Annotated in this window: 27 protein-coding genes, 1 tRNA gene and 1 riboswitch; of the genes, 14 read left to right on the forward strand and 14 right to left on the reverse strand. The window is 69.5% G+C overall.

Features of this window, described 5'->3' with window-relative positions; translation table 11 throughout:
- Positions 1 to 63 precede the first annotated feature (63 nt).
- The 5 genes from pstC to phoB are packed head-to-tail and all read left to right on the forward strand — an operon-like array spanning position 64 to position 4,308.
- Positions 64 to 1,038 (forward strand): phosphate ABC transporter permease subunit PstC, encoded by a 975-nt coding sequence (gene pstC / locus FV217_RS06325; RefSeq protein ID WP_147816117.1) that lies wholly within the window; start codon positions 64 to 66, stop codon positions 1,036 to 1,038.
- A 19-nt stretch (positions 1,039 to 1,057) separates the two neighbouring features.
- Complete coding sequence (gene pstA / locus FV217_RS06330; RefSeq protein WP_147816119.1) at positions 1,058 to 1,963, forward strand: phosphate ABC transporter permease PstA; 906 nt, start codon at positions 1,058 to 1,060, stop codon at positions 1,961 to 1,963.
- A 39-nt stretch (positions 1,964 to 2,002) separates the two neighbouring features.
- Positions 2,003 to 2,818 (forward strand): phosphate ABC transporter ATP-binding protein PstB, encoded by an 816-nt coding sequence (gene pstB, locus FV217_RS06335; RefSeq protein WP_147816121.1) that lies wholly within the window; start codon positions 2,003 to 2,005, stop codon positions 2,816 to 2,818.
- Positions 2,819 to 2,862: 44 nt separating this feature from the next.
- Positions 2,863 to 3,576: a phosphate signaling complex protein PhoU gene (gene phoU, locus FV217_RS06340; RefSeq protein WP_147816123.1), complete on the forward strand. Its 714-nt coding sequence runs from the start codon at positions 2,863 to 2,865 to the stop codon at positions 3,574 to 3,576.
- A gap of 33 nt (positions 3,577 to 3,609) precedes the next feature.
- Positions 3,610 to 4,308 carry a phosphate regulon transcriptional regulator PhoB gene (gene phoB, locus FV217_RS06345; protein WP_147816125.1) on the forward strand — a complete coding sequence of 233 codons (699 nt, stop codon included), beginning with the start codon at positions 3,610 to 3,612 and terminating at the stop codon, positions 4,306 to 4,308.
- Between the two features lie 199 nt (positions 4,309 to 4,507).
- On the opposite strand, the gene FV217_RS06350 is transcribed toward phoB, so the two are convergent.
- A complete protein-coding gene (locus FV217_RS06350; protein ID WP_147816127.1) occupies positions 4,508 to 5,050 on the reverse strand; it encodes a GcrA family cell cycle regulator in 543 nt (180 codons plus the stop codon).
- A 579-nt stretch (positions 5,051 to 5,629) separates the two neighbouring features.
- On the opposite strand from FV217_RS06350, the gene FV217_RS06355 reads away from it, so the two are divergent.
- Positions 5,630 to 6,505, forward strand: coding sequence for a cell envelope integrity EipB family protein (locus FV217_RS06355; RefSeq protein WP_147816129.1), 876 nt, complete (start codon positions 5,630 to 5,632; stop codon positions 6,503 to 6,505).
- 50 nt (positions 6,506 to 6,555) lie between these two features.
- Here FV217_RS06355 and FV217_RS06360 read toward each other — a convergent pair.
- Both FV217_RS06360 and FV217_RS06365 read right to left on the reverse strand, forming a co-directional pair.
- Positions 6,556 to 6,648 (reverse strand) — tRNA-Sec (locus FV217_RS06360).
- 204 nt (positions 6,649 to 6,852) lie between these two features.
- Positions 6,853 to 8,016, reverse strand: coding sequence for a dimethylmenaquinone methyltransferase (locus FV217_RS06365; protein ID WP_147816131.1), 1,164 nt, complete (start codon positions 8,014 to 8,016; stop codon positions 6,853 to 6,855).
- A gap of 151 nt (positions 8,017 to 8,167) precedes the next feature.
- Between FV217_RS06365 and FV217_RS06370 the strand changes: the two genes are divergently transcribed.
- Positions 8,168 to 8,356, forward strand: coding sequence for a hypothetical protein (locus FV217_RS06370; RefSeq protein ID WP_147816133.1), 189 nt, complete (start codon positions 8,168 to 8,170; stop codon positions 8,354 to 8,356).
- A gap of 528 nt (positions 8,357 to 8,884) precedes the next feature.
- Positions 8,885 to 9,670 (forward strand): cobalt-precorrin-6A reductase, encoded by a 786-nt coding sequence (locus tag FV217_RS06375; RefSeq protein ID WP_147816135.1) that lies wholly within the window; start codon positions 8,885 to 8,887, stop codon positions 9,668 to 9,670.
- 139 nt (positions 9,671 to 9,809) lie between these two features.
- Here the strand turns inward: FV217_RS06375 and cobJ are convergent, their stop codons facing one another.
- The 10 genes from cobJ to FV217_RS06430 all read right to left on the reverse strand — a co-directional run bounded on the left by cobJ (position 9,810) and on the right by FV217_RS06430 (position 20,269).
- Positions 9,810 to 10,568: a precorrin-3B C(17)-methyltransferase gene (gene cobJ, locus FV217_RS06380; protein ID WP_147816137.1), complete on the reverse strand. Its 759-nt coding sequence runs from the start codon at positions 10,566 to 10,568 to the stop codon at positions 9,810 to 9,812.
- Positions 10,565 to 11,353 carry a precorrin-2 C(20)-methyltransferase gene (locus FV217_RS06385; protein WP_147816138.1) on the reverse strand — a complete coding sequence of 263 codons (789 nt, stop codon included), beginning with the start codon at positions 11,351 to 11,353 and terminating at the stop codon, positions 10,565 to 10,567. Before FV217_RS06385 ends, cobJ begins: the two co-directional genes overlap by 4 nt.
- Entirely contained in the window at positions 11,353 to 11,985 is a 633-nt protein-coding gene (locus FV217_RS06390; protein ID WP_147816140.1) for a precorrin-8X methylmutase, read from the reverse strand. Before FV217_RS06390 ends, FV217_RS06385 begins: the two co-directional genes overlap by 1 nt.
- Positions 11,986 to 12,005: 20 nt before the next feature.
- Positions 12,006 to 13,661, reverse strand: coding sequence for a precorrin-3B synthase (locus tag FV217_RS23340; RefSeq protein WP_238230390.1), 1,656 nt, complete (start codon positions 13,659 to 13,661; stop codon positions 12,006 to 12,008).
- Positions 13,658 to 17,131: a cobaltochelatase subunit CobN gene (cobN, locus tag FV217_RS06405; RefSeq protein ID WP_147816142.1), complete on the reverse strand. Its 3,474-nt coding sequence runs from the start codon at positions 17,129 to 17,131 to the stop codon at positions 13,658 to 13,660. The genes FV217_RS23340 and cobN overlap by 4 nt, the downstream gene beginning before the upstream one ends.
- Positions 17,132 to 17,141: 10 nt before the next feature.
- Positions 17,142 to 17,753: a Uma2 family endonuclease gene (locus FV217_RS06410; RefSeq protein WP_147816144.1), complete on the reverse strand. Its 612-nt coding sequence runs from the start codon at positions 17,751 to 17,753 to the stop codon at positions 17,142 to 17,144.
- Between the two features lie 46 nt (positions 17,754 to 17,799).
- The gene (gene cobW, locus FV217_RS06415; protein ID WP_147816146.1) at positions 17,800 to 18,834 is read right to left on the reverse strand and encodes a cobalamin biosynthesis protein CobW; all 1,035 of its coding nucleotides are present in this window, start codon (positions 18,832 to 18,834) and stop codon (positions 17,800 to 17,802) included.
- Complete coding sequence (locus FV217_RS06420) at positions 18,831 to 19,217, reverse strand: DUF1636 domain-containing protein (RefSeq protein WP_147816147.1); 387 nt, start codon at positions 19,215 to 19,217, stop codon at positions 18,831 to 18,833. Before FV217_RS06420 ends, cobW begins: the two co-directional genes overlap by 4 nt.
- Positions 19,210 to 19,962: a CbtA family protein gene (locus tag FV217_RS06425; RefSeq protein ID WP_147816149.1), complete on the reverse strand. Its 753-nt coding sequence runs from the start codon at positions 19,960 to 19,962 to the stop codon at positions 19,210 to 19,212. The genes FV217_RS06420 and FV217_RS06425 overlap by 8 nt, the downstream gene beginning before the upstream one ends.
- A 127-nt stretch (positions 19,963 to 20,089) precedes the next feature.
- Positions 20,090 to 20,269: a CbtB-domain containing protein gene (locus FV217_RS06430; RefSeq protein ID WP_187272448.1), complete on the reverse strand. Its 180-nt coding sequence runs from the start codon at positions 20,267 to 20,269 to the stop codon at positions 20,090 to 20,092.
- Positions 20,270 to 20,300: 31 nt separating this feature from the next.
- Positions 20,301 to 20,493, reverse strand: a riboswitch (cobalamin riboswitch).
- Between the two features lie 392 nt (positions 20,494 to 20,885).
- Here FV217_RS06430 and FV217_RS06435 point away from each other — a divergent pair.
- The 6 genes from FV217_RS06435 (at position 20,886) to FV217_RS06460 (ending at position 26,011) form a co-directional block, all read left to right on the forward strand.
- Complete coding sequence (locus tag FV217_RS06435; protein ID WP_147816167.1) at positions 20,886 to 21,671, forward strand: transporter; 786 nt, start codon at positions 20,886 to 20,888, stop codon at positions 21,669 to 21,671.
- Between the two features lie 60 nt (positions 21,672 to 21,731).
- Positions 21,732 to 22,274 (forward strand): bifunctional adenosylcobinamide kinase/adenosylcobinamide-phosphate guanylyltransferase, encoded by a 543-nt coding sequence (gene cobU, locus FV217_RS06440; RefSeq protein ID WP_238230396.1) that lies wholly within the window; start codon positions 21,732 to 21,734, stop codon positions 22,272 to 22,274.
- Positions 22,271 to 22,873, forward strand: coding sequence for a cob(I)yrinic acid a,c-diamide adenosyltransferase (gene cobO, locus FV217_RS06445; protein ID WP_147816151.1), 603 nt, complete (start codon positions 22,271 to 22,273; stop codon positions 22,871 to 22,873). The genes cobU and cobO overlap by 4 nt, the downstream gene beginning before the upstream one ends.
- Before the next feature lie 410 nt (positions 22,874 to 23,283).
- Positions 23,284 to 23,709, forward strand: a complete 426-nt coding sequence (locus FV217_RS06450; RefSeq protein WP_187272450.1) for a hypothetical protein — start codon at positions 23,284 to 23,286, stop codon at positions 23,707 to 23,709.
- A gap of 209 nt (positions 23,710 to 23,918) precedes the next feature.
- A complete protein-coding gene (locus FV217_RS06455) occupies positions 23,919 to 25,409 on the forward strand; it encodes a cobyric acid synthase (RefSeq protein WP_187272451.1) in 1,491 nt (496 codons plus the stop codon).
- A 131-nt stretch (positions 25,410 to 25,540) separates the two neighbouring features.
- On the forward strand, positions 25,541 to 26,011 hold the full coding sequence (locus FV217_RS06460; RefSeq protein ID WP_187272452.1) for a hypothetical protein: 471 nt from the start codon (positions 25,541 to 25,543) through the stop codon (positions 26,009 to 26,011).
- Between the two features lie 12 nt (positions 26,012 to 26,023).
- Here the strand turns inward: FV217_RS06460 and FV217_RS06465 are convergent.
- The coding region (locus tag FV217_RS06465; protein WP_187272453.1) for a cobalamin biosynthesis protein at positions 26,024 to 26,265 on the reverse strand (242 nt) is incomplete at its 5' end.

Raw genomic sequence — 26,265 nt, forward strand, 5'->3', positions numbered from 1 at the left:
TGGGGAGAGGGGACAGCCCGCTCAACCCGCGCTAAACGCCCCCGCATTGAAGAGCTCCAGCGGATGACCGCGTTGACCCAATCCCTCGCCTTGGCCCGTGAGACAGCGTCGGTCCGCAAGGGCCCCAGCAAGGGCCTCGACCGCGCCTTTCAGGCGGCGTCCCTCGGCTCCGCGCTGCTCGTCCTCCTGGTGCTCGCCGGCATCCTCGGCTCGATCATCTACGGCGGCTGGCCGGCGTTTCGCGAGTTCGGCTTCGGCTTCATCACCTCGAGCGCCTGGAACATCGGCACCGAGCAATACGGCGCCCTCGTCGCCGTGATCGGTACGCTCGCCTCCGCCTTCCTGGCACTGCTGATCGGCGTGCCGATCTCGCTCGGTATCGCGATCTACCTGACTCAGCTCTGCCCCGGCTGGGCCCGTAAGCCTGTCTCGATGACCATCGAGCTGCTCGCCTCGGTGCCGAGCATCATCTACGGCATGTGGGGCCTGTTCATCTTCGCACCGCTCTTCGCGCGGTTCGTGCAGACCCCGGTCTCCAACGTCTTCGAGGGCCTGCCGATCGTCGGCTCGCTGCTCTATGCCCGCGTACCCTCGGGCGTCGGCATCCTCACCGCGGGCATCATCCTCGCGATCATGATCGTGCCCTTCGTCGCCTCGATCACCCGCGACATGCTCGACCAGATCCCGACCGTGCTGCGCGAGAGCGCCTACGGCATCGGTTGCACCACCTGGGAGGTCGTGCGCCACGTGCTGGTGCCCCAGGCCTCGGTCTCGATCATCGGCGCCGTCATGCTCGGCCTCGGCCGGGCGCTGGGCGAGACCATGGCCGTCACCTTCGTGATCGGCAACGCGAACCGGCTCTCGGCCTCGATCTTCGATCCGGGCTCGACCATCGCCTCCCGCATCGCCAACGAGTTCAACGAGGCCGACGGGATGCAGCTCAACGCGCTGATGGCGCTGGGCTGCCTGCTCTTCGTCATCACCTTCATCGTCCTGATCATCGCCCGGCTGCTGACGCGCCGCGCGAAGCTCGCCTGAGCACCGGGAGCCTCGACCCATGGACGCCCGCAACCCCATCCTCGCCACCGCCCCGGCCGCCGCGTACCCGCCGCGCGCCAACCGTGTGCGTCCCGGCCGCCGCGTCGCCGACAAGATCCTGATCGCTGGGAGCACCCTGGCGACGATCATCGGGATCGTCGTGCTCGGCTCGATCCTGCTGATGCTGATCGTGGAAGGCATCAAGGGCTTCTCGCCGATGATCTTCACGCAGCCGACCCCTGGGCCGGGCTCGGAAGGCGGCGGCATCGCCAACGCGATCCTCGGCAGCCTCGTACTCACCGTCATCGGCATCGTCATCGCGACGCCGGTCGGCGTGATGGCCGGCACCTATCTCGCCGAGTACGGCCGCAACTCGCGGCTCGCCGACCTGATCCGCTTCCTCAACGACATCCTGCTCTCGGCCCCTTCGATCCTGATCGGCCTGTTCGTCTACACCCTGATGGTGCGGCCGATGGGGACCTATTCGGGCTGGGCCGGCGGCGTGGCGCTCGCCATCATCGCCACACCCGTCATCGTGCGCACCACCGAAGACATGCTGCGCTTGGTGCCGAGCCAGATGCGCGAGGCCGGCGTGGCGCTGGGCGCACCGCCCTCGCACGTGATCAAGAGCGTGACCTGGCGGGCGGCGTCGGCCGGCATCGTCACCGGCATCCTGCTGGCGCTCGCCCGCATCGCCGGCGAGACCGCGCCGCTGCTCTTCACCGCGCTCAACAACAACAGCTGGTTCAACGCCAACCTGCTCGGCGGCATCCCGAACCTGCCGGTGATGATCTACCAGTTCGCGCTCTCGCCCTACCAGAACTGGCAGAGCCTCGCCTGGGCCGGCGCGCTGCTCATCACCGTCACCATCCTGGCGCTGTCGATCGTCGCGCGCCTCGTCATCAAGGACACGCGGGCGCGCTGACCGCGCCCCGCTCCGCAACAGCCCAAGGACTCTGACCTCATGAGCCCGACCACCTCGATGAGCGGCCAGCTCGCCGGCCGCAACCCGGCCAACGAATCCGCGCCGGTCCGCATCGCCGTCAAGGACCTGAACTTCTACTACGGCCAGTTCCACGGCCTGAAGAACGTCAACCTCAACTTCCACGACCGTCAGGTCACGGCGCTGATCGGCCCGTCCGGCTGCGGGAAGTCGACGCTGCTGCGCACCTTCAACCGGATCTACTCGCTCTATCCGGAGCAGCGCGCCACCGGCGAGATCCTGCTCGACGGCCAGAACGTGCTGGACCCCAAGGTCGACCTCAACGAGCTGCGCGCCCGCGTCGGCATGGTCTTCCAGAAGCCCACGCCCTTCCCGATGTCGATCTACGACAACGTCGCCTTCGGCCTGCGCCTCTACGAGCGCCTGCCCAAGTCCGAGCTCGACGGCCGCGTCGAGGACGCGCTCCGTAAGGCCGCGCTCTGGGACGAGGTCAAGGACAAGATGAAGCAGGCCGGCACCGGGCTCTCCGGCGGCCAGCAGCAGCGCCTCTGCATTGCCCGCTCGGTGGCCCAGCGCCCCGAGGTGATCCTGTTCGACGAGCCGACCTCGGCCCTCGATCCGATCTCCACGGGCCGCATCGAAGAACTGATCGAGCAGCTTCGCTCCGAGTTCACGATCGTCATCGTCACGCACAACATGCAGCAGGCGGCGCGAATCTCGCAGTTCACGGCCTTCATGTATCTCGGCGAACTCGTCGAGTTCGCGCCGACGACGAAGATCTTCATGAACCCGGACCAGCGCCAGACCCAGGACTACATCACCGGCCGCTTCGGCTGAGCCTGGTTTCCCTTCATCGATTTGGCCCGCGCCGGAGCCTCGACATGCCCGACCACATCGTCTCGTCCTACGATCAGGATCTCGAAGACCTGCGCCGCCAGATCGCCGAGATGGGCGGCGTCGCCGAGAAGATGGTGACCGATGCCACCGTGGCGCTGGTCCGCCGCGACACGGCGCTGGCCCAGGCGGTCATCGCCGCCGACAAGCGCCTCGACATCCTCCAGCGCGAGATCGAGGAGCGCTCGGTGCTGCTGATCGCGCGCCGCCAGCCGCTCGCCATCGACCTACGCGAGACCATCTCCGGCATCCGCGTCTCGGGCGACCTCGAGCGGATCGGCGATCTCGCCAAGAACATCGCCAAGCGCGTCGTCGCCATCGCCGACCAGCCCCAGCCGCAGAAGATCGTGCTCGGCGTGGAGCACATGAGCGACCTCGTGCAGGAGCAGCTCAAGGACGTGCTCGACGCCTATTCGAGCCGCAACCTCGATGCCGCGCACGACGTCTGGGAGCGCGACGGCGCCATCGACGCGCTCTACAACTCGCTGTTCCGCGAGCTCCTGACCTACATGATGGAAGATCCGCGCAACATCTCGTTCTGCACGCACCTCCTGTTCTGCGCCAAGAACGTCGAGCGCATCGGCGACCACACCACCAACATCGCCGAGACGATCCATTACCTCGTCACCGGGGAAACGCTGGCGGGAGAACGTCCGAAGAACGATGCGTCGAACTATGCGACCGTCGAGCCGAGCGTCTAAGGTTTGGAGCGAAACGAGCCCGCCGGGCGACCCATGAACGCGCGTATCCTGATCGTCGAGGACGAAGAGTCCCTCACCACCCTCCTGCGCTACAACCTCGAAGCCGAGGGCTTCGAGGTCGTCTGCGCCACGCGCGGCGACGAGGCCGACCTGCTGCTGCGCGAGCAGCTGCCCGACCTGATCCTGCTCGACTGGATGGTGCCGGGCCTCTCGGGGATCGAGCTGTGCCGGCGCATCCGCGCCCGGCGCGAGACGGAGCGCCTGCCTATCATCATGCTCACCGCGCGCGGCGAGGAGGGCGACCGGGTCCGCGGTCTCGCCACCGGCGCCGACGACTACATCGTCAAGCCGTTCTCGGTGCCGGAGTTGCTGGCCCGCGTGCGCGCGCTGCTACGGCGGACCAAGCCCGCGCACGTTTCCAGCACGCTTGCGGCCGGCGACATCGAGCTCGACCGCCTCAGCCACCGCATCCGGCGCTCGGGCCGCGAGATCCATCTCGGTCCGACGGAGTTCAAGCTGCTCGAATTCCTGATGCGCAGCCCCGGCCGCGTCTTCTCCCGCGAGCAACTGCTCGACGGTGTCTGGGGCCACGACGTCTACATCGACGAGCGCACCGTCGACGTCCATGTCGGCCGGCTGCGCAAGGCCATCAACCGCGCCAAGCAGAACGATCCGATCCGCACCGTGCGCGGCTCGGGTTACTCGTTCGACGAGATGTTTTCGGAGGCGTAGATCACGCGGCGTGTTGATCGAATCGATCAAAACGCAGAAAACGTCATCGATTCAAAAGTTTAGAACAGGCTCCGCGCAAGAAACCGTTGCCACTTTTTTGCAGCCTGATCGAGGCCTCTCCACCGTCATCGCGGGCGCAGCGAAGCAAGGACGGAATGGAGCGGAACCCGGCGCAGCTCAGCCGGGCATCCTCGAAAAATCAGCGGATTCCGGCCACGCGCCTGTCGCGCTTGCGTTCTGCCGCGGGCTGGTAGGCGATCTGGGCATGCGCCGTGCAATAGGGCAGGCCGGTGATCGCGCGACCGCCGCAGAAGCGGAAATCCGGCGAGGTCGGGTCGCCGAGGGGCCAGCGGCACATCGACTCCCGCAGATCCATGATCGTGACCCGCTCCGAGACGGCCAGACCGTTGGGCTCGGCCACCGCCACCGGGGCTACCAGCGGAAAATTGGGTGCAGGCCGGTGCGAGATCACGGCCGGCGGTTCCGGCAGCGTCGGCTCTTCGGCCAGAACGACGGCGGCCTCCGCCTCGAGGCCGGGCTTCTTGCGGCCCGTCACCTGTCCGGCGGCGCCGTTTGGCTTGACGCGGCCGGCGAGGCCGAGCCGGTGAACCTTGCCGATGACCGCGTTGCGGGTGACGCCGCCGAGCTGCGCGGCGATCTGGCTCGCGCTCAAGCCCTCTTCCCAAAGGCGGCGCAGCGACTCGACGCGCTCGTCGGTCCAGCTCGGGACAGCTTCCACCATGGCCCCCTCCGATTCAGTCGCGCTCATCGATGGCCCGGTGCTCCGCGCGGTGGTGTTGGACGGCGATACGCAAAACAAGCCCGCCACGCGCGTTCCGGCGACCTGTCGAATGGTCCGCCGGGTGTCGCCCCGCAGACAAGGCGAACCTACAGGACGGCTCGATCCCGGTGCAAGCGTCGCGTTGGGGGGCGTGATGGTTTCCAACGGCAAAGGGAGACGCGAAAAGCGGATCGCGCGAGGAGAATAAACCTCAGGCCCGGTTTTCGAGCGTCAAGTCCGCATCACGCACGATTCACATGTGAAACAATGCAGATTTCGAGCGATCCGAAAGAGCCGGATAGTCCGGCCAAAGTCGGTGTCCGCGACACAATTTTCGTATTCTGTTGCAGAACGGTCGTTTTCGCGGCTGTCAGTGCCGGTCGGATAGTATTGTCGGGAAGCGGCAGGCCCGGTTTGCCGGGCGCCGTCGAACGCCTATGTGAAGCCCTCGGAACCTTCTGCATGCCGGTTCGGCCGCGGGTTCTCGCAACGATCGGCGGCCGTCCCGTCATCGCCCCCCTGACCGCTTCGGGAGACCTCATGCGCCCCAGCCTCGCGACCGCCTGCTTCCTCGTCGCGTCCGCGATGCCCGCCGCCGCGGCGGCGACGCAGGGTGCGCCTGCGACGCCCGAGGCGGCGCCGATCCGCCTCGCCAACCACCGCGCGGTCTACGATCTCTCGCTGGCCAAGAGCCAGGGTACCCGCGCCGTCGAGAGCGCGCAGGGGCGCATCGTCATCGATTTCGCGGGCGACGCCTGCAAGGGCTACACGATCCAGACCCGGCAGGTGACGGTGATCGGCTCGGGCGAAGCCGGCGACCGCACCTCGGATCTGCGCAACACCACTTTCGAGACCGGCGACGGCAAGAGCCTGCGCTTCAAGACCGGCGCTGTCCTGAACGGAACCGCGTCCCCACCGATCGACGGTACCGCCGAAGCCTCGGCTGAGGCGCTCAAGGTCAAACTGAAAGAGCCGAAACGCGACCAGTATACGGCCGACGGCCTCGTGCTGTTTCCGAGCCATCACATGCTGCGGTTGATCGAGGCGGCCCGAAAGGGTGAGACCACCGTCGCCGTGAAGGTGTTCGACGGCTCGGACGATGGCCGCAAGGTCTACGACACGCTGGCCGTGATCGGCCGGGCCTCCGCCACGCCGGCCGCCGCCGGCAGCGACCGCGACAAGCCCCTGCGCGAGGGCGAGATGGCCACGATGCGGCGCTGGCCGGTGACGCTGAGTTACTTCACGCAAGGGGAGGGCGAGCGCATGCCGATCTACACCCTGAGCTTCGATCTCTACGAGAACGGCGTCAGCGGCGGCCTCCATCTCGATTACGGCGACTTCGCCATCGACGGGACCGTGACCCGCTTCGACATGGCCAAGGCCGACCCGAAGGCCGAGGGCGAGTGCGGGAAATGACGGCCGGCTCCTGCCGGCCGTGACGGAAGAAAGCGGCCGGACGATAATCCTGGCGGAAGCGGATGGGAATCGAACCCACCGTACGCTGTTGGCGTACCACTGGTTTTGAAGACCAGGAGGGCCACCAGACCCCGTTCGCCTCCGCCGACCGCGATAGCAGCGGCAGCCGGCCTTCGGCAATCGCCTCGACTTATGCGCAACCCGATCGTCGTCGATCCACGCGGCGGCGGGTTGCCGCAGGATCGGTTCGGCGCTGAGCGCCGTGAACGGCCGGGAGGGCGGGGCCGGACCATCCTCCCGACGCCGCTTCGCCCACGGACCCGTCGTCGACGGGAGCCGTGCCGGCCTCAGCTCTTCCAGCCCTTCAAGGCCGCGAACGGACTGTCCGACTCCTTCGGGAGCGGCGGGCAGAGGATGGGTTCGATCTGCGCGGCCGCGTCGGCGAGCGAGAATGCGGATCCGTTGGGCAGCTTGCCGCCTGCGGAATCTGCGTGGCCGCCGCCCCTGAACTTTCGGGCGGCTTCGAGAGCGGTCCCGTTCCTCGAGCGGAACGACATGCCGCCGCCGCGCGCCGCGTTGATCACACGGTCGGTGTCCCCGCGCTCCATGATGTGATCCGACACCGACTGGAAGACGCCGCCGTCCAGGCCGAACGAGAGCTTGGTGCCGTCGGAGAGGGTCCTGAACAGGACGGGCGATCGGGACAGCGCGGCGTGGAGCCTCGCCCGCGTGGTGAGCGCGCCATCATCGTCGGGCTCGCCGGCGAGCAGCGCGTCCACGACCCGCTTGCGGAGGGCCGGCACCTGGAGCTCGATCTCGGCCGGGGGCACGCGCGCCTGCAACTCGCCGGCGATCGCCATCAGCAGGTCGCCGATGAAACGGTCGTGCCACGGATGTCCGGCCGGAACGTAGGCGGCCGTGCTTTCCCACAGCACCTCGTTGGCGAGGATGCCCTGCCGGAAGGCCGGATCGGGCTTGCGCCAGAGGTCGAAGGCGTCGATCGCCGAGACGAGCGCGGCCAGCCGCCCTTCCAGCCCAGTCTCGAGTTCGCGGCTGGAGATGAGATCGCGGTTCTCGAAGACCATGCGCGTCGCGCAACGGCCGGTGTCGATCGCGACGTGGACCAGGGGATCGCCTGCATCGTAGACGGCCGGCCCACCCTCCGCCTCGGACGCAAGGGCGGCCAGCCCCTGGGCGGTCAGGTGTTCGACGGACGAGGCATGGTGATCGAGGACCACGAGGCGATGCCGGCGCTCCTCCGGGCGCTTTAGGTTTGCCGCGGCGAAGCCCTTGATGAACCGGACCGCGTCGCCTTCGAGGCTGAGGTCGGTGACGAGCAGGAGTTCGGCGGCGGATGCCTTCGCCAGCCGTTCGCCTTCCGCCTGCAGGACGGCGCCGACATCGGAATAGCGCGGGACGTGCACCACGCGCTTCACATCCGCGAAGTTGCCCGCGACGATGCAGGCTCCGTAGCCGTCGAGGTCGTGATGGCTGATCTGCGTAACGTCCACCGGGCGGCTCCTTGCCGTTTCGTGGTCGGGGGATGACGTGCTGTCGGGCCGGAGGCAAGGGGTCGATCACGTTGCGGAATGCAAGGGCGCATCAGGACATCATACGTCCGCCCCGGTTGTCGTGCGCCGGTCCGAGGCAATCTAGCCAGCTATGACCGATGCCACCCAACCAGTCCCGTCATCCGTGCCAGATGCCGAAGCCCAGCCGATGCTGAACGCTTTGACCCGCCAGCGCCTCGGCCGGCAGTTGCAGGCGATGTACGAACCCGTGATCGACGAAGCGCTGGATCCCCGCCTGGCCGAGCTGCTTCAACAGCTCGATCGTGATCGAAAGGCATAATCTGACTGCATGCACCTGCGTCTGCGCCGCAGCAGTCATGCGTTAAGCCATAGTTGCATGCTGCGCCGCAGCATCTTAGCTTTGCTGAGTGAGATCGCGATGGCGTCGCGGTCTCGCAGCCCTTCTTGGGCGTTTCCTCCCTAGACTTGGGCCGCTCCCTCACCGGGGCGGCCTTTTTTTCTGTCTGGGTGCCCGCCTTTTAACGGTCACGCCTGCCCTGCTCAAGCAGGGCGTCGTATCCGCGTCCGATAGCGCGGTCGCCCCGCGGAGCCCCAGCTGCGCCGCGACCAGCTCGCGAATTTCGACAGGAATGCGTAGGGCGATCCCGGCGCTTGGATCATCCAGGCTATGGCGAAAGAGTGCCGGTCGGCCTCGATCGGCCTTCCGGGCGATGCTCTCGCGCGCCTATCTTTTCGGGCCCAACCGCGGCACGAGCCGTTCGCACTCGGTGCGCCGAGGCATGAGGCGGAACCTTGATATTCCGCTCCTACGAAATCATGACGCTCGAGACGGAGGCAGGAGAGACGAATGCACGTGCGGCCGGATGCCGAGGGCCGCCAGCCTGTCCTGATCCTCGGCGGAACGACGGAAGCCTCCGCCCTGGTGCGCGCGTTGGCGCCGCTGCATGACGTGGCGCCCATCCTGTCGCTCGCAGGGCGTACCCTCAATCCGGTCACGACCAACGTGCCGTCGCGCATCGGCGGGTTCGGCGGTGCCGACGGTCTGGCGGCCTGGATCGCCGATAACCGCATCGCCTACGTCGTAGACGCCACGCATCCCTTCGCCGCCATCATTTCGCGAAACGCCGCAGCGGCCTGCGCCCGTGCCGGCGTACCGCTCCTTGCCATCCGCCGGCCGCCCTGGACGCGGATTGCGGGCGACACCTGGATCGAGGTGGACGACATGGCGGCGGCGGCAGCCGCGATTGGGCCCGCCCCACGCCGCGTCTTCCTCACCATCGGCCGCCAGGAACTCGGCGCCTTCGCAGCCGCCCCGCAACACGACTACGTCGCCCGGACCATCGAGCCGATCGGTGATCTCCTGCCGGTTCCGAGACTTACGGAAATGTCCGCGCGGGGGCCGTTTGCCCTGGAGGACGAGATCGCATTCCTGCGCGAGGCCGGCATCGCGGTACTCGTCACCAAGAATTCCGGCGGGTCGGCGACCTATGCCAAGATCGCGGCGGCACGCGAACTCGGGCTTCCGGTCGTCATCGTCCGCCAGCCCGAGATGCCCGAGGTGCCGTCCGTGTCCGATGTGAAAGGCGCGGTGGCGTGGCTGCTCGATCGCAGCTCGGAGCCCGATCGTTCCTGAACAGGGCCTTCAGGCCCTCCGCCGTCATCGCGAGCGCAGCGAAGCGATCCAGGGCCGATTCACTGACCGCCGAGGGCCAGCTCGGGATCGCTTCAGGCTCGCCACGCCTATCCGAGAAAAGCACCAAGCAGGCGGCAGCTTAGCCCGGAACGTTCCGCAGCGTGTAGACAAACGGCAGCCCTTCGGCGCGCTCGATCAGCCGCGTTCCGGACGCGCCGATGATGACGACCGTCGCCATGTCGGCGGTGGCCTCGCGCGCCGCATCCAGCGTCATGACGCGGATCGCCTCGTCCGGGCGGGAGACCGCGCGGGCGAAGATCACCGGCGTGCTGCCGGCACGAACCTCGGCGGCGAGGCCGAGGGCCTTGCCGAGCTGCCAGGGCCGTGCGGACGAGATCGGGTTGTAGAGGGCGACCACGAAGTCGGCCCGGAACACCGCCTCCAGCCGCGACGTGATCACATCCCACGGCTTGAGGTTGTCCGAGAGCGAGAGCGCGCAGAAATCGCCGCCGAGCGGTGCGCCGAGCCGCGCCGCCGCCGCGAGCATCGCGGTGATGCCGGGCTCGACGACGATGTCGAGCTCGCGCCATCCAGGCTCGCCGTTCTCCACGGCCTCGAAGACGGCCGCGGCCATGGCGAAGACGCCGGGATCGCCGCCCGATACCACGGCGACGCGCCGGCCGGAGGCCGCGAGCTGCAGGGCATGGCGGGCGCGGTCGACCTCGACCCGGTTGTCGCTGGCATGGCGCACCAGTCCGGGCCGCTCCGGCACGCGGGCGACATAGGGGAAGTAGCCGATCAGGTCTTCGGCCTGCGCCAGCGCCTCGCTCGCCGCGGCGGTCAGCAGGCGCGGGTCTCCGGGGCCGAGGCCGACGATGGTGACGGAGCCGCGGCTCACGGGCGGCGGCCCTCTCCGGGGACGAGGACCATGGAGAAATACGGCGCCGTGTCGTCGGATTTCTCGGCGAGGGGCAGGATGCTCTCCCCCGCCATGGTGCCACGCTCGACATAGACGGCGCGGGCGAGCAGCCCCGTCGCCGAGAGCACGGCCCGCACCTTCGGCAGGTGCCGGCCGAGCTTCATGATGACGGCGGCGTCCGCCTCGGCGAGGCGGGCCAGCAGCTTGTCTTCCGGCAGAGTCGCCGGCAACACGGTGAGCACGTCGTCGCCCCAGGTGATCGGCGTGCCGGCCCGCGTCCAGCAGCCGGACATGCCGGTGACGCCGGGGATGACCTCGATCGGGAACCGGCCCTTCAGCCGCCGCCAGAGATGCATGAACGAGCCGTAGAAGAACGGGTCGCCCTCCGACAGGATCGCCACGTCGCGCCCGGCGCCGAGATGGTCGGCGAGGCGCGCGGCCGCATCGTCGTAGAAGGCGGCCAGCGCCGTCACGTAGTCCACGTGATCGGGGGCGATCTCGGTGGTGTAGGGATAGACCAGCGGAAACTCGCGGGCGGCGTCCTGCACGACCGCGTCGGCGATCGTGCGGGAATTGCCGCGCCGGCCCTTCTTGCAGAAGTGGACGAGCACCGGCGCACGCTCCAGCACGCGCAACGCCTTCAAGGTCAGCAACTCGGGGTCGCCCGGTCCCATGCCGACGCCGTAGAGCGTGCCGGTCGTGGCGAGGCGCGGAGCGGCGTCGGCCTCGTGCGCGCTGGCGTCGACCTGCGCGTTCGCCTCCATCACTCGACCTCGCAGGCGAGCGCGTTGACGGCGGCCGCCGTCATGGCGCTGCCGCCGCGGCGGCCATGCACGACCACGAAGGGCACGCGGCCGTCGCGAGCGAGCGCATCCTTCGACTCGGCTGCGCCGACGAAGCCGACGGGAATGCCGATCACGGCGGCCGGCGGCGCGACGCCCTCGTCCAGCAGTTCGAGCAGGCGGAACAGCGCGGTCGGCGCGTTGCCGACGGCCACGATGCTGCCCGGCAGATGCTCGCGCCACAGCTCCATTGCGGCGGCCGAACGGGTGGTGTCCAACTGCGATGCGAGATCGGGCACGCGCGGGTCGCCGAGGGTGCAGATCACCTGGTTCTTCGCGGGGAGCCGGCTGCGGGTGACGCCGTCGGCGACCATGCGCACGTCGCACAGGATCGGCGCACCGCCCGCGAGCGCCCGCGCGCCGGCCTCGGCGAAGGTTTCGGACAGTTCCACGTCCTTCGGCAGGTCGGTCATGCCGCAGGCATGGATCATCCGCACCACGACGCGCTCGGCGATGCCCGAGAACCGGGCGAGGTCGGACTCCGCGCGGATCATGGCGAACGAGCGCGCATAGATCGCGCTGCCGTCGCGAATATACTCGTAGCGGGGCCGCATCGTACTCGAAATCCTGGAACTCATGGCCCGAAAATCCCGGCTAAGGACCGGGCCGGATCGGCCCTCCTTACGCGGTCCAGCGCCGCCTCGAAAGTCAGGCGCGGCGCGTGCCCGCCATCCCCCGGCGCACCGTCGACGACGACGCGATAACGCTCCTCATCGGCCACGAGCGTAAGGCCGGCCTTGCGCGGATGCGCGCAGCCCTTGGCGCAGCCGGAGACGTGGGCGGTGAGACCGCGCGCCGCGAAGGGGGCGAAGGCGTCGGCGAGCTGGGCGGCGTGGTCCGGCACCGGCGTCGTGCCGGAAGCGCAGGCCGGCGCGCCGGGGCAGGCGGCGACGGCGCGCCGGGGGTCGGCCGGGTCGGTGACGAAGCCGGCGGTGGCGAGGCCGGCGAGGGTGGATGCGGCTCGGGCTAGCGGAACGAAGATGACGAGGCCGCGGTCGGGGGTCAGGCGGATGGCGTCCTCGCTGGCCAGCGCTGCCTCGGGACCGGCGCGACGAACTTCGGGCGCATCCCCATCATTCCTTGGCTCGCTGCGAGCGAGAACTCGGAACCTACCCGACACGCTGTACCCCGTCGTGGGTTCCGGGTTCCGCTGCGCGGCCCCGGAGTGACGGGGGTGGAATTCAGCCTCATCGAGTGATGGCGCACCGACCACGAGGGCTACGACGGCATCGAGGTTGTCGGCCGTGCAGCGGCCGAACGGAGCTTCGACGACGATGGCCGTGCGGCCGGACGGCAGGGCCGTCAGGCCGGGTGCAGGCGCGCCGGCAAAAACCCTCCCCCCCAAAAGATCTCGGGCAAGCCCGAGATCTGTCCTTCTACTGCCCAAGTCGGCCAAGCCCGACTTGGGATGGGGGAGGGTGCCCGCGGAGCGGGCGGGAGAGCGGCCGGCTCCGAACTCTCCGGGACCGGCGCACCCCTCTCCCGACCCCTGCTGACGCAGGGGCCACCCTCTCCCGCAGAGGGGAGAGGGGGATGCGCGCGACGGTTCGGCGAGCGCCTCGACGAGTTGCGCTCTGTCGGTTTCGGTGAGGTCGCGCACGCGCCGCCGTCCTGTGGCGACGAAGGCGCTCAGCACCCGGCCGACGGCCGCTGGTGCATCGTCGATGGCAATCTCAGCGAACCAGTCGGTTGCGGTCTCGGACGCCAATCCGATCGCGACCCACCCCGCTCTGGTCGCACTCACGAAAACGTCGGCCTCCGCCGCGGCGAGCCCCCAACGGCCGCCACCGTCGATCGCCACCAGCGTCTTCGCCGGCAAGCCCGGCACCGTGAGCCCAATCTCTTCGATGGCTCGCGCCAGCGCCAAAACGTCGATAGCCTCGTCCGCATCGAACCCGGCGAGGGCACTCGTCAGCGTCAACCGCTGCGGGCCGCCATCGGCGCGCATGTCGGCGAGGCCGGCCTCCGTGAGCCGGGCGGCAAGGGCCGAGGCCGTCGCCTCGGTCACGCCGCGAATCTGCAGGTTCCCGCGGGCGGTGATATCGACATGGCCGTTGCCGTAGCGGCGGGCCGCTTCGGCAATGGAGCGAAGCTGCGTCGCGCTCAGGATCCCCAGCGGCGGATGCACGCGCGCCAGCAGCCCGTCGCCGGTGGGCATCGGCCGGGCGAGGCTCGGGCACCAGCCGCGCCGCGCCGGGTCGTCGGGGCGGCGACGACGCTCCCCGCTCACTCCGCCGCGTCCTGCATGAGAATGGCGGTGGGCGCGGCGTTGCGGCGGCTCTGCCAGAGGCCACGGTCGCGCAGCTCGTCGAAGCGGTCGAGGATGGCGCGGGTGGCGTCGGGGTTGGCGGCGCGCAGGCGCTCGAACACGTCGAGATCGCCGATCCAGGCCGCGTGCAGCCGGTCGAGGTCGGCGCTTGAGACGGCGTCGGTGGTGGCTGCGAGCACGAAGACCGCGTCGACGCCCTGCGCCAGTTCCTGCGCGCCGCGCCAGCCGTGTCGGAGCTGGCCGTCGATCCAGCGCGGATGGGCGAGCCGGCCGCGGATCAGCCGGTCGACATCCTCGCGGGCCGTGCGGGTGCGCGGTGTCTCGGGGTCCGAGACGTCGAGGCTGTAGAGGGCTGGCGGCGCAGTTTCGCGTCCGGCCGCGACAGCGAAGAATCCACCCATGGCGTCCGCAGCCGCATCGCCGTCCAGCAGGTCGCGCTCGGCGACGTCGAAGGCGTGGACATAGGCGTCGGCTTGGCGGACGCGCTCGGCGAAGCCGGCATCGCCGGTTTCTTCGCGCCCGCCGAAGGCGTGCGTGGTGGCGTCGAGATAGGCTTGGCCCAAGTCCTTCCGCTCGGACCAAGCGCCGTCGAGGGCGGTCTCTGCCGCGCCCGCGCCGTAACGGCCGGGGGCGGCGCCATAGACGCGGGCGGCCGACTCACCCCGGCGCCGCGAGGCGGCGAGGGGGTTTTCCGCGTCCTCTTCGTCCCGTTCGGCGACGGCACGGGCGGCGCGGTCGAGGAGGGCCAGCGTATCCGGAAACGTGTCGCGAAACGCGCCGGAGACGCGGCAGGTTACGTCGATGCGCGGGCGGTCGAGCACGGCGAGCGGCAGCACCTCAAAGCCCGTGACGCGGGTCGAGGCGTTATCCCAGACCGGGCGTACGCCCATCAGCGAGAGCGCGTGCGCAACGTCCTCGCCGCCGGTGCGGAGCGTCGGCGAGGCCCAGAGGTCCATGACGATGCGGGCCGGATACTCGCCCTCGTCCTGCAGGTAGCGGCGCACCACCGCGTGGGCGGCCTTGGCGCCGAGCATGGTCGCCGCCCGCGTCGGCAGGCTGCGCGGGTCGAGGGTCGTGAGGTTGCGGCCCGTCGGCATGACGTCGCTGCGCCCGCGCGAGGGCGAGCCGGCGGGGCCGGGCGGCACGAAGCGGCCGTCGAGCGCCGCCAGAAGCCCGGCGCGCTCGGCTTCGGCGCAGGCCCGCATAGCTGCCGGCGCGTCGGGTGCGGCACGGCCGAAGACGTGCAGGCCGTCGCGGATCGGAGTCTCGCCGAGATCGCAGAGATGGGCGTCGAGCGCGGTCAACGCGTCGGCCATCGGCGTGTTCGCCGTGATGCCCGCGCCCGCCAGCAGCCCGGCGGCGGTCGCCTCGTCAAGGATCGCGGCGGCGATCAGCCCGGCGCGGCGCGGATCGAGCACACTCGCCGACGAATACTCCTCGACCAGCTCGCGCAACGCCGCCGCCTCCGGCGTCAGCCCCGAGGCCTCGACGCTCGGCGTCAGGTGACCGAGCGCGATGCCGCCGAGGCGGCGCTTGGCCGGAGCGGCCTCGCCAGGATCGTCGACGATGAAGGGATAGACCACCGGCAGCGCCCCGACCGCCCGCGCCGGCCAGCAGCCGGGCGAGAGCGCCACGGCCTTGCCCGGCAGCCACTCGGTGGTGCCGTGCGTGCCGAGATGGACGAGGGCGTCGAAGTTGTTTCGCAGACCGAGGTAGAACGCGAGATAGGCGTGCGTCGGCGGCTCGTCGGGGTCGTGATAGCCGGCCTTGCGGTCGCTCGCGCGGCCGCGGTCGGGTTGGAGGAAGGCGGTGAGGTTGCCCCCATTTGCCGTTTCAGCAGGACGGCCCATCCTACCAAAACCCTCATCCTGAGGTGCCGCGTCAGCGGCCTCGAAGGAGGGCTCCAGGGATCGCTCTCGTATCTGGAGCCCTCCTTCGAGGCCTCCGCTTCGCTGCGGCACCTCGGGATGAGGGTGTGGGTGGGATACAGCTGCAGCGACTGCGCGAAAACGGAACGCGCCCTCGCAGCAGACTGGATCGGCTACCGGTTCGCCCCAACGCTCGATCAGCTCATCCTGCGACCCAGGCGGCAACTGCCCGAACCAGCCTCGATACGTCGCAAGCGATACCGAAAACGTCGCCTCGCCCCCGGTCAGCGCCCGCATCAGCGCGCCCTCATCCGCGAGGACCCCGGCGGCATACCCGGCACCGGCCAGATCGTCGGCGATCGCCCGCGCGCTCTCCGGCGTATCGAGCCCGACGGCGAAGCCGGCCCGGCCGCCGCGCGCAGGATAATCCGACATCACCAGCGCGATCCGCCGGTCTTCACGCGGTGTCCGTGCGAGACGAACCCAGGCGGCCGCCCGGTCGGCCAACGCCGCGATTCCCTCCGGGTCGGCCACGGCGCGGCGCTCGACAAAACCTTCGATCGGCTCGGCCTCCTCCTTGAAGGACACCGGAAAGCCCGAGAGCCGCCCGTCGAATTCCGGCAGGGCGACCTGCATGGCGAGATCGGCCGCGTTCATGCCGCGGGCCGAGGCCATCCAGGCCTCGCGCGGCGCGCCGACCGTGTAGGCCTGGAGCACAGGGCAATCGGCGGCGTCGAGGACGAAGCCGGCATCCTCACGCGCCGAGAAGGCGGTGGCGGCGATGACCATGTCGGGGCGTCGGGCCGCGATGGCCGCGCGCACGGCGGCGACGGCCTCCGGATCCTTCAGGCTCGACACCGCGAGGGTGACGCAACCGATGCCACGTTCCCTGAGCGCGGCGATGATCGCGACGGCCGGTCCGCTCTCGCCCGACAGCACGGCCGAGCGATACACCAGCAGCATCGCCGTCGGCCCCGGCCCGGCCGAGGCCAAAGCGGTCTCGACGGCGAACGGTCCGCAGCCGGGGCACCAGGGGAAGCCGCGCGGGAGCGCCTTCGGCGGCTCGTAGGAAACGGGCGTGCCGGCCTCCGACGCGAGGCGGCGCAGCAGGTTGCGCAGGTTGTCGGCGCCGCCGGCGCGAAAATACGCGTCGAGGGTCTCGGAAAGCGCCAGCGGCACGGTCGAGAAGGCGTCGAGCCGCGAATCCGGCCGGTCGTCGCCGGGCAGCACCGCGAGCTTGACGCCATGGGCGCGGGCGGCGGCGGCGGCGCGCTCGATGCCGTAGCGCCAGTAATCGAGCCCGCCGAGGCAGCGGATCACACAGACCTTCGCCCGCGCGACCACCGCATCGACGTAGACATCCACCGACATCGGGTGGCGCAGCTGCGCCATCTTGGCCAAGCGCAGCGACGGCAGCTCGGGCTCGGCGGCATAGGCGCTCGCGATCCCGGCGAGGTCGCTGTCGGTGAAGGAGAGCACGACGACGTCGCCCGGGCTCTGCCCGAGATCGATGGCCGCTTCGCCCTCGTCGAGCGAGACCGTGTCGACGCGCAGGAGGTGCATGGCGCGGCGCTCAGCCTGCCGCGCCGCCGGGCGTCTCGTCCTGGACGAGGCGCGGCCGGGCGGGGAAGGCGACGCCGTCGTAGAGATCGGCGAGAGCCAGGGTGATGCGGAGAGCGGGAAGCTCGGCCGAAGCACCGAGGCCGACGATGCGCTGCTTGATCCAGGCGCGCTCGTCGTCGCGCGACCACAGCATGACCTCGGCCGCGTTCGGCTCGATCAGCAGGATGTGGGCGAGGGAATCGAGCGTCTTGTACTCGCCAAGCTTCTCGAAGGCATCGAAGTCGCGGGTGCTTGGGCTCAGGACCTCGGCGACGAGCCGGGGCGCGGCGGCTTTCAGCCCGCTCGGATCGCGTGCGCCGCAATCGACGCCGACATCCGGCCGACGGATCTGGCCGGGCAGCGTCTCGACGCTGCCGTCACCGGTGAAGGGACGGCAGCCGCTTCCGCGAAGCGCGGTGTGGAGCGCAGCCACCAGATTGACGACGATGTCGTCGTGGACGTTGCGGGCACCCGCCATCATCCGGACCGGCACGCCGCCGACGAGTTCGTAGCGCTCCGCCTGGCGCTCCTGCCAGGCGAAGAAGGCCGCGACGCTCATCGGCTGGGGAGCAGGCTCCAACATCACAACAGCTTCTACAGGAATTGGCCGGTCTTGCCGACAGAAGCGATCAGGGCTTGAGCGCCGCCGCGACGGCCGCTCGGTCGAAACCCTTCAGCCCGATCACCACCAGCTTGCCGTCGCGCGGCTCGCTCGGCTTCCACGGGCGGTCGTAGTGATGCGCGATGCGGCGCCCGACGCCCTGGACGACGAGGCGCATCGGCTTGCCGGTGACTTCGGCGAACCCCTTGATGCGCAGCACGCCGGGGATCTCGGCGGCCGCCGTGACACGGGCGGCGAGGTCTTCGGCGGTCTTGGTGTCGGCGATGTCCATCGCGACAGATTCGAAGTCGTCGTGATCGTGGTCCTCGCCTTCGCCGTGATGCGAGGGGCGGGCGTCGAGGTCGTCCTCGGCGGCGGCCTGGATGCCGAGGAGCACGCGCGGATCGATCCGGCCGTGCTCGGTCTCGACGATTTTCACGGCGCGCGGCAGGTGGGCGAGGATGTCGGCGCGGACCTTTTCGCGGGCGGCGGCGTCGATCAGGTCGGCCTTGTTCATCACCACGAGGTCGGCGCAGAGGATCTGATCCTCGAACACCTCTTCGAGCGGGTTGTCGTGGTCCACCGCCTGGTCGGCGGCGCGCTGGTTGGCGAGCGCGGTCGGGTCCTCGGCGAAGAAGCCGGCGGCGACGGCCGGCGCGTCGACCACCGCGATGACGCCGTCGACGGTGACGCGCGAGCGGATCGCCGGCCACTGGAAGGCCTGGACCAGGGGTTTTGGGAGCGCGAGGCCGGAGGTCTCGATCAGGATGTGCTCGGGCGGGTCGGCCCGGTCGAGCAGCGTGTTCAGCGCCGGCACGAAGTCGTCGGCGACCGTGCAGCAGATGCAGCCGTTCGGCAGCTCCACCACCGAATCCTCGTTGCAGCCCTCGATGCCGCAGGACGCGAGGAAGGAACCGTCGAAGCCGAGATCGCCGAATTCGTTGACGATGATGGCCAGCCGCCGCCCGGCCGAGCGCTCCATGACGTGGCGCACCAGCGTGGTCTTGCCGGCACCGAGGAAGCCGGTGACGATGGTGCAGGGAATCTTTTCGACGATGCTCATGGGCGTCCGGCCTCCTTTACGGGGGGCGATGGCGGGATGCGGGCGACGACGCCCTTGCGGAAGGCTTCCGGACGTTCGCGCCAGGGCACGATGCCGTCCACGGTGCCGGCATAGAGACCGATGCCGGCGAGGATGGTCTGGGCGGAGGCCTCGGCGTCGAGGTCGCCGTAGACGTAGGTCCAGCGGCCGGGCGAGGCGACCGCGACGCTGCAGGGTCGCTTGCAGACCGAGAGGCACTCGACGCCCTCGACGCGCAGGCCTGCCGTATCCTCGGGCAGCCGCTCCCGAAGCGCGGCCAACAGGCGAGCACCGGCGCGGGTCTCCGAGGTGTCGCCCTCGGCGCGGCAGGTGGTGCAGACGTAGAGAACGGTCTCTTCAGGCATGGGAGCGCCCGCCAGACACGGCTTTGTCTGCGAAAAGGTTCCAGGCCCAGCCATAGGCCAGCCCGATCACCGCCCAGAACACGAGGCTGATGCCCAGCGAGCGCGCCGCGAACTGTGCCGCCAGGGCCGCCGGCAGCTTCGAGTCCGAATCGACCACCAGCGGTGCCCCGGCGAGATGCGGCGCGACGATGAGCACGAGGCCGCCCGCGATGGTCAGCGGCACGCGGCGCACGGCGATGAGGTAGAGGCCGAGGCCCGTGGCCGCGACGGTCATCACCCACCAGGCCTGACGCACCCCGAGTTCCGCCGAGGCCATGCCCGGCAGTTCCGGGGGCAGGCCCATGGCCGGCGCGAGCGCGACGGTGAGGAAGCCGGCGAGGCCGAAGGCGAGGCCGGTCTCGGGGGAGGGCACCCGCTTCAGCGCCAACATCACCGCGCCGAGGAGCAGGGCGTAGCCGACGCCGCCAACGAGAGTCGCGAGGCCGGTATAGGCCATGCGCTCGAGGCCGGGCGCGGGCTGCCACGCCTCCGCAGCGCCGCCCTCGCCATGGCCATGCGCATCGCCATGGGCCGGTACGATGAGATGGGCGAAGGGCGACGACAGCGAGGCCTGCTTGCCGGCCTGCGCCTCGAAAACCTCGGCCTTGAGGATCAGCGGCGAGGTCAGGGCGAATTGCAGGCCAGTCGCGACGACGGCCGCGAGGAAGCCGGCGACCAGGGCCGCCGACACCAATCGGATGATCATGAGATGCTGTCCGGCGCTAGAGCGCTCGTCGCCGGAGCGGATGCCGCTTCGACGAGACTGAGCGCGTCAGAACAAGGGATGAAAGGCGTGTCTCGATCGAAAAGGATCGGACACGCTTCCAGCGCCGTCAGTGGCAGGGGAAGTTCTGCGTGTGCCGGAAGTCGTGCGCGGCGTTGTGCAGGGCCATGGCTGGGGCGAAGCCCGTCATGAACACGAGACCGAGGCCGAGCAGCGCGGCGATGACGATCGCGCGGGTGCTCTCGCTGGCGGCGGCGGCGGTCTGAACGGTAGCGGTGGTCGTGGACATCTTGAAAAACTCCGGCCGCCCCGCCGGCGGCATCGAGAACACGGGGGACGGCAGGTCTCCTGGCTCGCGGGTCGATGCGCCTGCCGCCTTCCCGGATCGCTCCGGTGGCTCTCGACAGAAACTCGCCGCTCACAGTTGCGGGGGCAGCCGCGGGTTCGAGGCGAACCTCTCACCGCATTCCCTTTTCACCCCGTCTCCGAGGCACCGTCCGGTTCTCCATAAACGCTGTCGCGGCCGGGCACAACGACGCGCCGCGCCGTTCCCGTCGATGCCGCCCGGCAAACAGTGGGCGGGCAACGAATCGGCGCGACGCCCCACCTACGTTCGAGGCAATGATTTGATCCCATGCAGGCTATTCTTTTTGCGTGAATGACACGACGTGTGACGCACATGCATAATTTACGCAGGAATGCAGACCCGATAATCAAGCATAGTACGGTACAATTCAAATTTACTCCAACTTCAATCGATTGTGCTCCGCAAAACTATAACTTTTAGTTGAGTTGAAAGAGAAGCAATGACTGGCGCAGTGCGGCGAAGCGGGTTGAAACTTCTTCGAGCCGCAGCATTGGGCGTTGCTCTGGTGCCGTCCGCGGCCTTTGCCCGGTCCGCTGCGCTGCCGGGCATCACCGTCGGCCTGCCGACGGGCTGGCAGATTCCAACCGGCGTCCAGATGAACGTCACTTCGAGCTTCGCCGAGCGCGGGACGCTGCCGCGGGACAACCAGGGCAACAACAATCTGGCCGTCTTTCTGTGGGCGACCCCCTGGACCGTGCTGGGGGGACAGCTGCGGTTCATCCAGTCGTTCCCGTTCAACGCGGTCAGCCCGCAGGAGGGGCCGTGGCAGGCGGGCCTGGCCCAGCCGCTGACGACGGCTCAGGTCGCCTGGAAGATCGGCGACAACCTCGGCGTCAGCTACTTCCTCGGCGGCTTCTGGCCGAGCGATACGCTCTTCGCGCTCCGGTCGGCCTCGATCGCCCAACGCTTCGCGATCAGCTACGTCGGCGATGGCTGGAACCTGACGGCCAACCTCCATTACGGCACGATGTTGGACAACACCTCGCCGACCGGCGTGTTCTATTCCGACTACATGAACCTCGACCTGACCGCGACCAAGCGCTTCGGCAAGTGGCAGGCCGGCGCCGTCGCCTTCGGCTCGACCGACCTGCCGACCGGCCGGCTGGGCTACCGGCATGTCGGCCAGGTCGCGGTCGGCGGCCTCGTCGGCTACGCGTTCGACAAGTTTACAATCCAGGCCTTCGTCACCCGCGACATCGCCCAGCGCAACCTTGGCGGAGAGGAGACCCGCGCCTGGCTGCGTGTCCTCGTCCCGCTCTGGCGGCCGGAGCCGGATCAGGTGCCGAACCGCGTCTCGGTGAGGCGCAACAGCGCCGCGCAGTGACCGCGCCCGCCACGAACGATCCGCTTTGACCTTCGGCTCCGTGCGCGGCAAGGGAGGCGGATGACTGCAACCGCCCCTCGCATGACCCTGGTGCTCGGCGGCGCCCGTTCCGGCAAGAGTCGCTACGCGGAGGCGCTGATCGAGGCCGGCCCCGGTCCGTGGCGCTATCTCGCCACGGCACAGGCCTGGGACGACGAGATGAGGACGCGGATCGCCCTGCATCGCGAGCGGCGGCCCGAAGGCTGGATCACGCAGGACGTGTCGACGGATCTGGCTCAGGCGGTCGCCGCCGCGCATGGCCCGGTGCTCGTCGACTGCCTGACGCTCTGGCTGACCAACCTGATGCTCGCCGAATCGGCCCTGCCTGCCGCCGTCGACGCGCTTCGCGACGCCTGCGCTGCCGCCCGAGGCCCGCTGGTGCTGGTCTCCAACGAAGTCGGCCTCGGCATCGTGCCGGACAACGCGCTCGCCCGCCGCTTTCGCGACGAGGCCGGGCGGCTGCACCAGCGGCTGGCGCAGCAAGCCGACCGCGTCGTCTTCATGGTCGCCGGGCTGCCGATGACCGTCAAACCCTCCCCCGACAATCCCGGAGCGCCCGCATGAGCGACGACGAAGCCCGCCATCGCGAAAAGATGGAGAAGCGCAAGGCCGTGCAGGATGCCGAGGTCGCGGAGAAAACGATCGAGAAGGGCCTGCTCATCGTCCATACCGGCCCCGGCAAGGGCAAATCGACGGCGGCCTGGGGCCTGATGCTGCGGGCCCTCGGCCGCGGCTGGCGCGTCGGAGTCGTGCAGTTCATCAAGGGCGCCTGGGACACGGGCGAGAAGCACGCCATCAAGGCGTTCGGGGACCAGATCGACTGGCACACGCTGGGCGAGGGCTTCACATGGGAGACCCAGGACAAGGCCCGCGACCTCGCCGCCGCCAAGCATGCCTGGGCCGAGGCCGAGCGCCTGATGGCCGACACGAGCATCCGCCTCGTCATCCTCGACGAGCTCAATATCGCGCTGCGCTACGACTACCTCGATCTCGACGCCGTGGTCGCCGCCTTCCGCGCCCGCCGGCCGGACCTCCACATCGTCGTCACCGGCCGCAACGCCAAGCCGGCCCTGATCGAAGCCGCCGACCTCGTCACCGAGATGGGCAGCGTGAAGCACCATTTCGCGGCGGGCGTGAAGGCGCAGGAGGGGATCGAGTTCTGAGCCGAGGCGGGCCCGGATATCTCGCCGCCTGCCTTCGATCCTTCGGATCCGGCGGAATGGCGTCGTGCCTCAGCCTGAAGGCGATATCCGGTGACCGTCCGCGTTACCGGCCGCGACGGACAGGAGGGTATCGATCCTGCCAGTCGGGACTTTGGGCGAGCGGCATAGCGTCGAGCGCGCCCCTGGGTAGAGCGCGTGCACGATGTGCCGGGTGCGGGTCCATCGGGGCGGGACAGAAGCCCGGCCTCCATATGGGAACGCGCCGTCACCGCGGCGCATGGCCTAGGTCCGATCCGCGTGCGACACGCGCCATCCGGCCGCAGTCTTGATGCCACCATCGCGCCGTTGCACAACCTTCGCCGTAACAGCGCGGCGCCTTCCCGGAGCCTCGCGCATCGACGAGGTGGACCATGACACGCTTCGCCTTCGCCTTGACCGGCGCCCTGCTGCTGACCGGCGGCGTCCTCGGCGCCGCGGCCCCGGCCCAGGCCGACGAGCCGGTCGTCCAGGCCTATCGGGCGCCGCCCGAGATCCGCACCCGCACCGTCTACCGGCCACGCACGATCGTGCGCCGGGTCGTCGTGGAGCGTCCGGTCTACCGGACCCGGCGCATCGTGCGCGAGGTCGTGGTCGAGCGCCCGGTCTATCTGCGACCGCGGCCAATCTACCGCGAGGTTTTCGATGATGGCTTCGATGGACCGCCGCCCTTTTACGGCCCGCCGCCGTTCCGTCCGCGCCCGGTCTTCGCCTACGGTCCCGGCTTCGGACCGGGTCCGTACCCGCCGTTCCGCCCGCGTCCTTACGGTTGGGGCTATGGGCCGGGGCCGTTCTTCTAGCAGGCCCACGGGACTGAGCCGTCGAGCATGCAATCCTCCAACGTCATTCCCGGGTCGCGCAGCGGAACCCGGAATGACGGCGGGAAGCGAATTCATCAGCGCAATCTCCGCGGCATCTTGCACCGTCGCGCTGGAGTGGAGTGCTGCGGTCGTGACCAAGAGCATGATGTGGCGCCCCTGAACACACCCTCCCTGGGCGATCCGCATCGATGACACGCGCCCTGATGATCCAAGGCACCGGCTCCGACGTCGGCAAATCGCTGATCGTCGCGGGACTGGCGCGCGTGTTTACGCGCCGTGGTCTCGCGGTTCGCCCGTTCAAGCCGCAGAACATGTCGAACAATGCCGCCGTCACCGCCGATGGCGGCGAGATCGGCCGGGCTCAGGCGCTGCAGGCGCGCGCCGCGCGGGTCGCACCCTCCGTCCACATGAATCCGGTGCTGCTGAAGCCGCAGAGCGATGTCGGCGCGCAGGTGATCGTGCAGGGCCGGATGGTCGGCACCGCCAAGGCGCGGGAGTACCAGGGCTGGAAGCCGCGCCTGCTCGCCTCGGTGATCGAGAGCTTCGAGCATCTCGAGGGCGAGGCCGACATCGTACTGGTCGAGGGCGCCGGCTCGCCCGCCGAGATCAACCTTCGCCGTGGCGACATCGCCAATATGGGCTTTGCCCGCGCAACGGACACGCCGGTGGTGCTGGTCGGCGACATCGACCGCGGCGGCGTCATCGCGAGCCTCGTCGGCACCAAGACGGTGATCGATCCGGACGACGCCGCCATGATCCGCGGCTTCATCGTCAACCGGTTTCGCGGCGACCCGACGCTCTTCAGCGATGGCATGGCGATGATCGCCGAGGCCACCGGCTGGACGCCGTTCGGCCTGGTGCCGCACTTCCACGCCGCCGCGCGCCTGCCCGCCGAGGACGCGATGAGTCTGGCGCCGCCGATCGCGCGGACCGGCGCCGGCGCGATCGTCGCCGTGCCGGTGCTGCCGCATATCGCGAATTTCGACGATCTCGATCCGCTGCGGCAGGAGCCGGGCGTCGAGGTGGTCTGGGTGCGCCCCGGCGAGCCGATCCCCGCCAATGTCGACCTCGTGCTGCTGCCGGGCTCGAAGACGACGATCGACGATTTCCTGTTCGTTCAGGCCCAGGGCTGGGACGTCGACATCCGCGCGCATGTCCGCCGGGGTGGCCGCGTCCTCGGCCTCTGCGGCGGCTTCCAGATGCTCGGGCGGCGGATCGGCGACCCGGACGGCATCGAGGGTGCGCCGCGCAGCATCGACGGGCTCGGCCTCCTCGACATCGAAACGGTGATGACGGCCGCCAAGCGCCTCGTCGCCGTCACCGGCACGAGCGAGCCGGACGGGGTGCCGTTCAGCGGCTACGAGATGCATGTCGGCGACACCACCGGGCCGGACGCCGCCCGCCCGCTGCTGCGCTTCGCCGACGGCCGGGCCGACGGGGCCGTCTCAGCCGACGGCCGGGTGTCCGGCACCTACGTCCACGGGCTGTTCGCGGACGACGCGCAGCGCGCGGCCTGGCTGACGCGGCTCGGCGCCGCAACGGGAGGAGCATCCTACGAGGCGGGTATCGAAGCCGTGCTCGACGGCTTCGCGGACCACCTCGAAGCGCATCTCGATTGCGATGGGTTGCTGGCGCTGGCCGGTATCCGCGATCTCGCCGGCAGAGGCGGATCACGCTAAAAGCCGGAGCGCACATCGCCGAAGCGGGAGCCGGCTCGGCAGAGTGCGCGACGAAACACGGTGTTGCAGCCGAGCTCGCCTGCAAGGCGATCGGGCGCGGCTCTGGTGGCGAGCAACGGGAGTTCGAGCGAATGCCGATGAAGCGTGTCGTGGCCCTGCTCGCCATCCTGGCGGCGACGCCCGCCGAGGCCGTCGATTACCGCTGGGTCGTCGGAACCGGGCAGGGCAGCGTCGAGGCGAGCATCCGCAACAATAGCGGCGGCAACTTCATCATCTTCTGCGGATCCGGCACCGACGAGCTTCGCTCGGGGATCATCCTGGAAGGCGTCGCCGACACCGCGCCCAAACAAAAACCGCTCGACGTGCAGGTCGTCGTCGACGGCAAGAGCTTCCCGTTCTCCGTGACCGGCGGCTACGGTCCCACCGAAGCGCGTGGCGCCCGTTTCACGCTGCAGAATCTGGCCGAAGCCCTCCTCGCGAGCCGGGCGGCCGACTTCACGATCGAGTATCCGAGCCTCGACAAGTCGGAGCGCTATTCGCTTCTGAACGTTCGCGACGCACTCAAGGAAAAGAAGGGGACGATCGTCACACCATGCCTGTGACGGCGCGGGCCGTCACAGCACCATGACGAGGAGACCGGCGCAGGCGAGGCCGAACAGCAGCAGGCACGCCGTCCGGTAGAGCCGCAGCGCCAGCTTCACATCCGCCGGGCCGGCTTCGGCCCGGCCGTCGCCCATCCAGGCATCCTCGACCCGCGTCTCGCCGTAGACCCGCGGTCCGGCAAGCCGCAAGCCGAGCGCCCCCGCCATCGCCGCCTCCGGCCAGCCGGCATTCGGCGACCGGTGCGGCGCGATGC

The sequence above is a fragment of the Methylobacterium sp. WL9 genome, assembly GCF_008040035.1.
In the GTDB taxonomy this organism is placed as follows: domain Bacteria; phylum Pseudomonadota; class Alphaproteobacteria; order Rhizobiales; family Beijerinckiaceae; genus Methylobacterium; species Methylobacterium thuringiense.

Excerpts from the sequence above, each read along its gene's own strand:
- cobO (WP_147816151.1), top strand. The coding sequence starts at position 22,271 with ATGAGCGACGACGAAGCCCGCCATCGCGAAAAGATGGAGAAGCGCAAG.
- FV217_RS06375 (WP_147816135.1), top strand. The coding sequence starts at position 8,885 with ATGCACGTGCGGCCGGATGCCGAGGGCCGCCAGCCTGTCCTGATCCTC.
- FV217_RS06350 (WP_147816127.1), bottom strand. The coding sequence starts at position 5,050 with ATGGTGGAAGCTGTCCCGAGCTGGACCGACGAGCGCGTCGAGTCGCTG.
- FV217_RS06370 (WP_147816133.1), top strand. The coding sequence starts at position 8,168 with ATGACCGATGCCACCCAACCAGTCCCGTCATCCGTGCCAGATGCCGAA.
- phoB (WP_147816125.1), top strand. The coding sequence starts at position 3,610 with ATGAACGCGCGTATCCTGATCGTCGAGGACGAAGAGTCCCTCACCACC.
- pstB (WP_147816121.1), top strand. The coding sequence starts at position 2,003 with ATGAGCCCGACCACCTCGATGAGCGGCCAGCTCGCCGGCCGCAACCCG.
- FV217_RS06460 (WP_187272452.1), top strand. The coding sequence starts at position 25,541 with ATGCCGATGAAGCGTGTCGTGGCCCTGCTCGCCATCCTGGCGGCGACG.
- FV217_RS06430 (WP_187272448.1), bottom strand. The coding sequence starts at position 20,269 with ATGTCCACGACCACCGCTACCGTTCAGACCGCCGCCGCCGCCAGCGAG.
- FV217_RS06410 (WP_147816144.1), bottom strand. The coding sequence starts at position 17,753 with ATGTTGGAGCCTGCTCCCCAGCCGATGAGCGTCGCGGCCTTCTTCGCC.
- FV217_RS06425 (WP_147816149.1), bottom strand. The coding sequence starts at position 19,962 with ATGATCATCCGATTGGTGTCGGCGGCCCTGGTCGCCGGCTTCCTCGCG.
- FV217_RS06420 (WP_147816147.1), bottom strand. The coding sequence starts at position 19,217 with ATGCCTGAAGAGACCGTTCTCTACGTCTGCACCACCTGCCGCGCCGAG.
- phoU (WP_147816123.1), top strand. The coding sequence starts at position 2,863 with ATGCCCGACCACATCGTCTCGTCCTACGATCAGGATCTCGAAGACCTG.
- FV217_RS06450 (WP_187272450.1), top strand. The coding sequence starts at position 23,284 with ATGACACGCTTCGCCTTCGCCTTGACCGGCGCCCTGCTGCTGACCGGC.
- pstC (WP_147816117.1), top strand. The coding sequence starts at position 64 with ATGACCGCGTTGACCCAATCCCTCGCCTTGGCCCGTGAGACAGCGTCG.
- FV217_RS06390 (WP_147816140.1), bottom strand. The coding sequence starts at position 11,985 with ATGCGGCCCCGCTACGAGTATATTCGCGACGGCAGCGCGATCTATGCG.
- cobU (WP_238230396.1), top strand. The coding sequence starts at position 21,732 with ATGACTGCAACCGCCCCTCGCATGACCCTGGTGCTCGGCGGCGCCCGT.
- FV217_RS06385 (WP_147816138.1), bottom strand. The coding sequence starts at position 11,353 with ATGGAGGCGAACGCGCAGGTCGACGCCAGCGCGCACGAGGCCGACGCC.
- FV217_RS06355 (WP_147816129.1), top strand. The coding sequence starts at position 5,630 with ATGCGCCCCAGCCTCGCGACCGCCTGCTTCCTCGTCGCGTCCGCGATG.
- FV217_RS06455 (WP_187272451.1), top strand. The coding sequence starts at position 23,919 with ATGACACGCGCCCTGATGATCCAAGGCACCGGCTCCGACGTCGGCAAA.
- cobN (WP_147816142.1), bottom strand. The coding sequence starts at position 17,131 with ATGCACCTCCTGCGCGTCGACACGGTCTCGCTCGACGAGGGCGAAGCG.
- cobW (WP_147816146.1), bottom strand. The coding sequence starts at position 18,834 with ATGAGCATCGTCGAAAAGATTCCCTGCACCATCGTCACCGGCTTCCTC.
- pstA (WP_147816119.1), top strand. The coding sequence starts at position 1,058 with ATGGACGCCCGCAACCCCATCCTCGCCACCGCCCCGGCCGCCGCGTAC.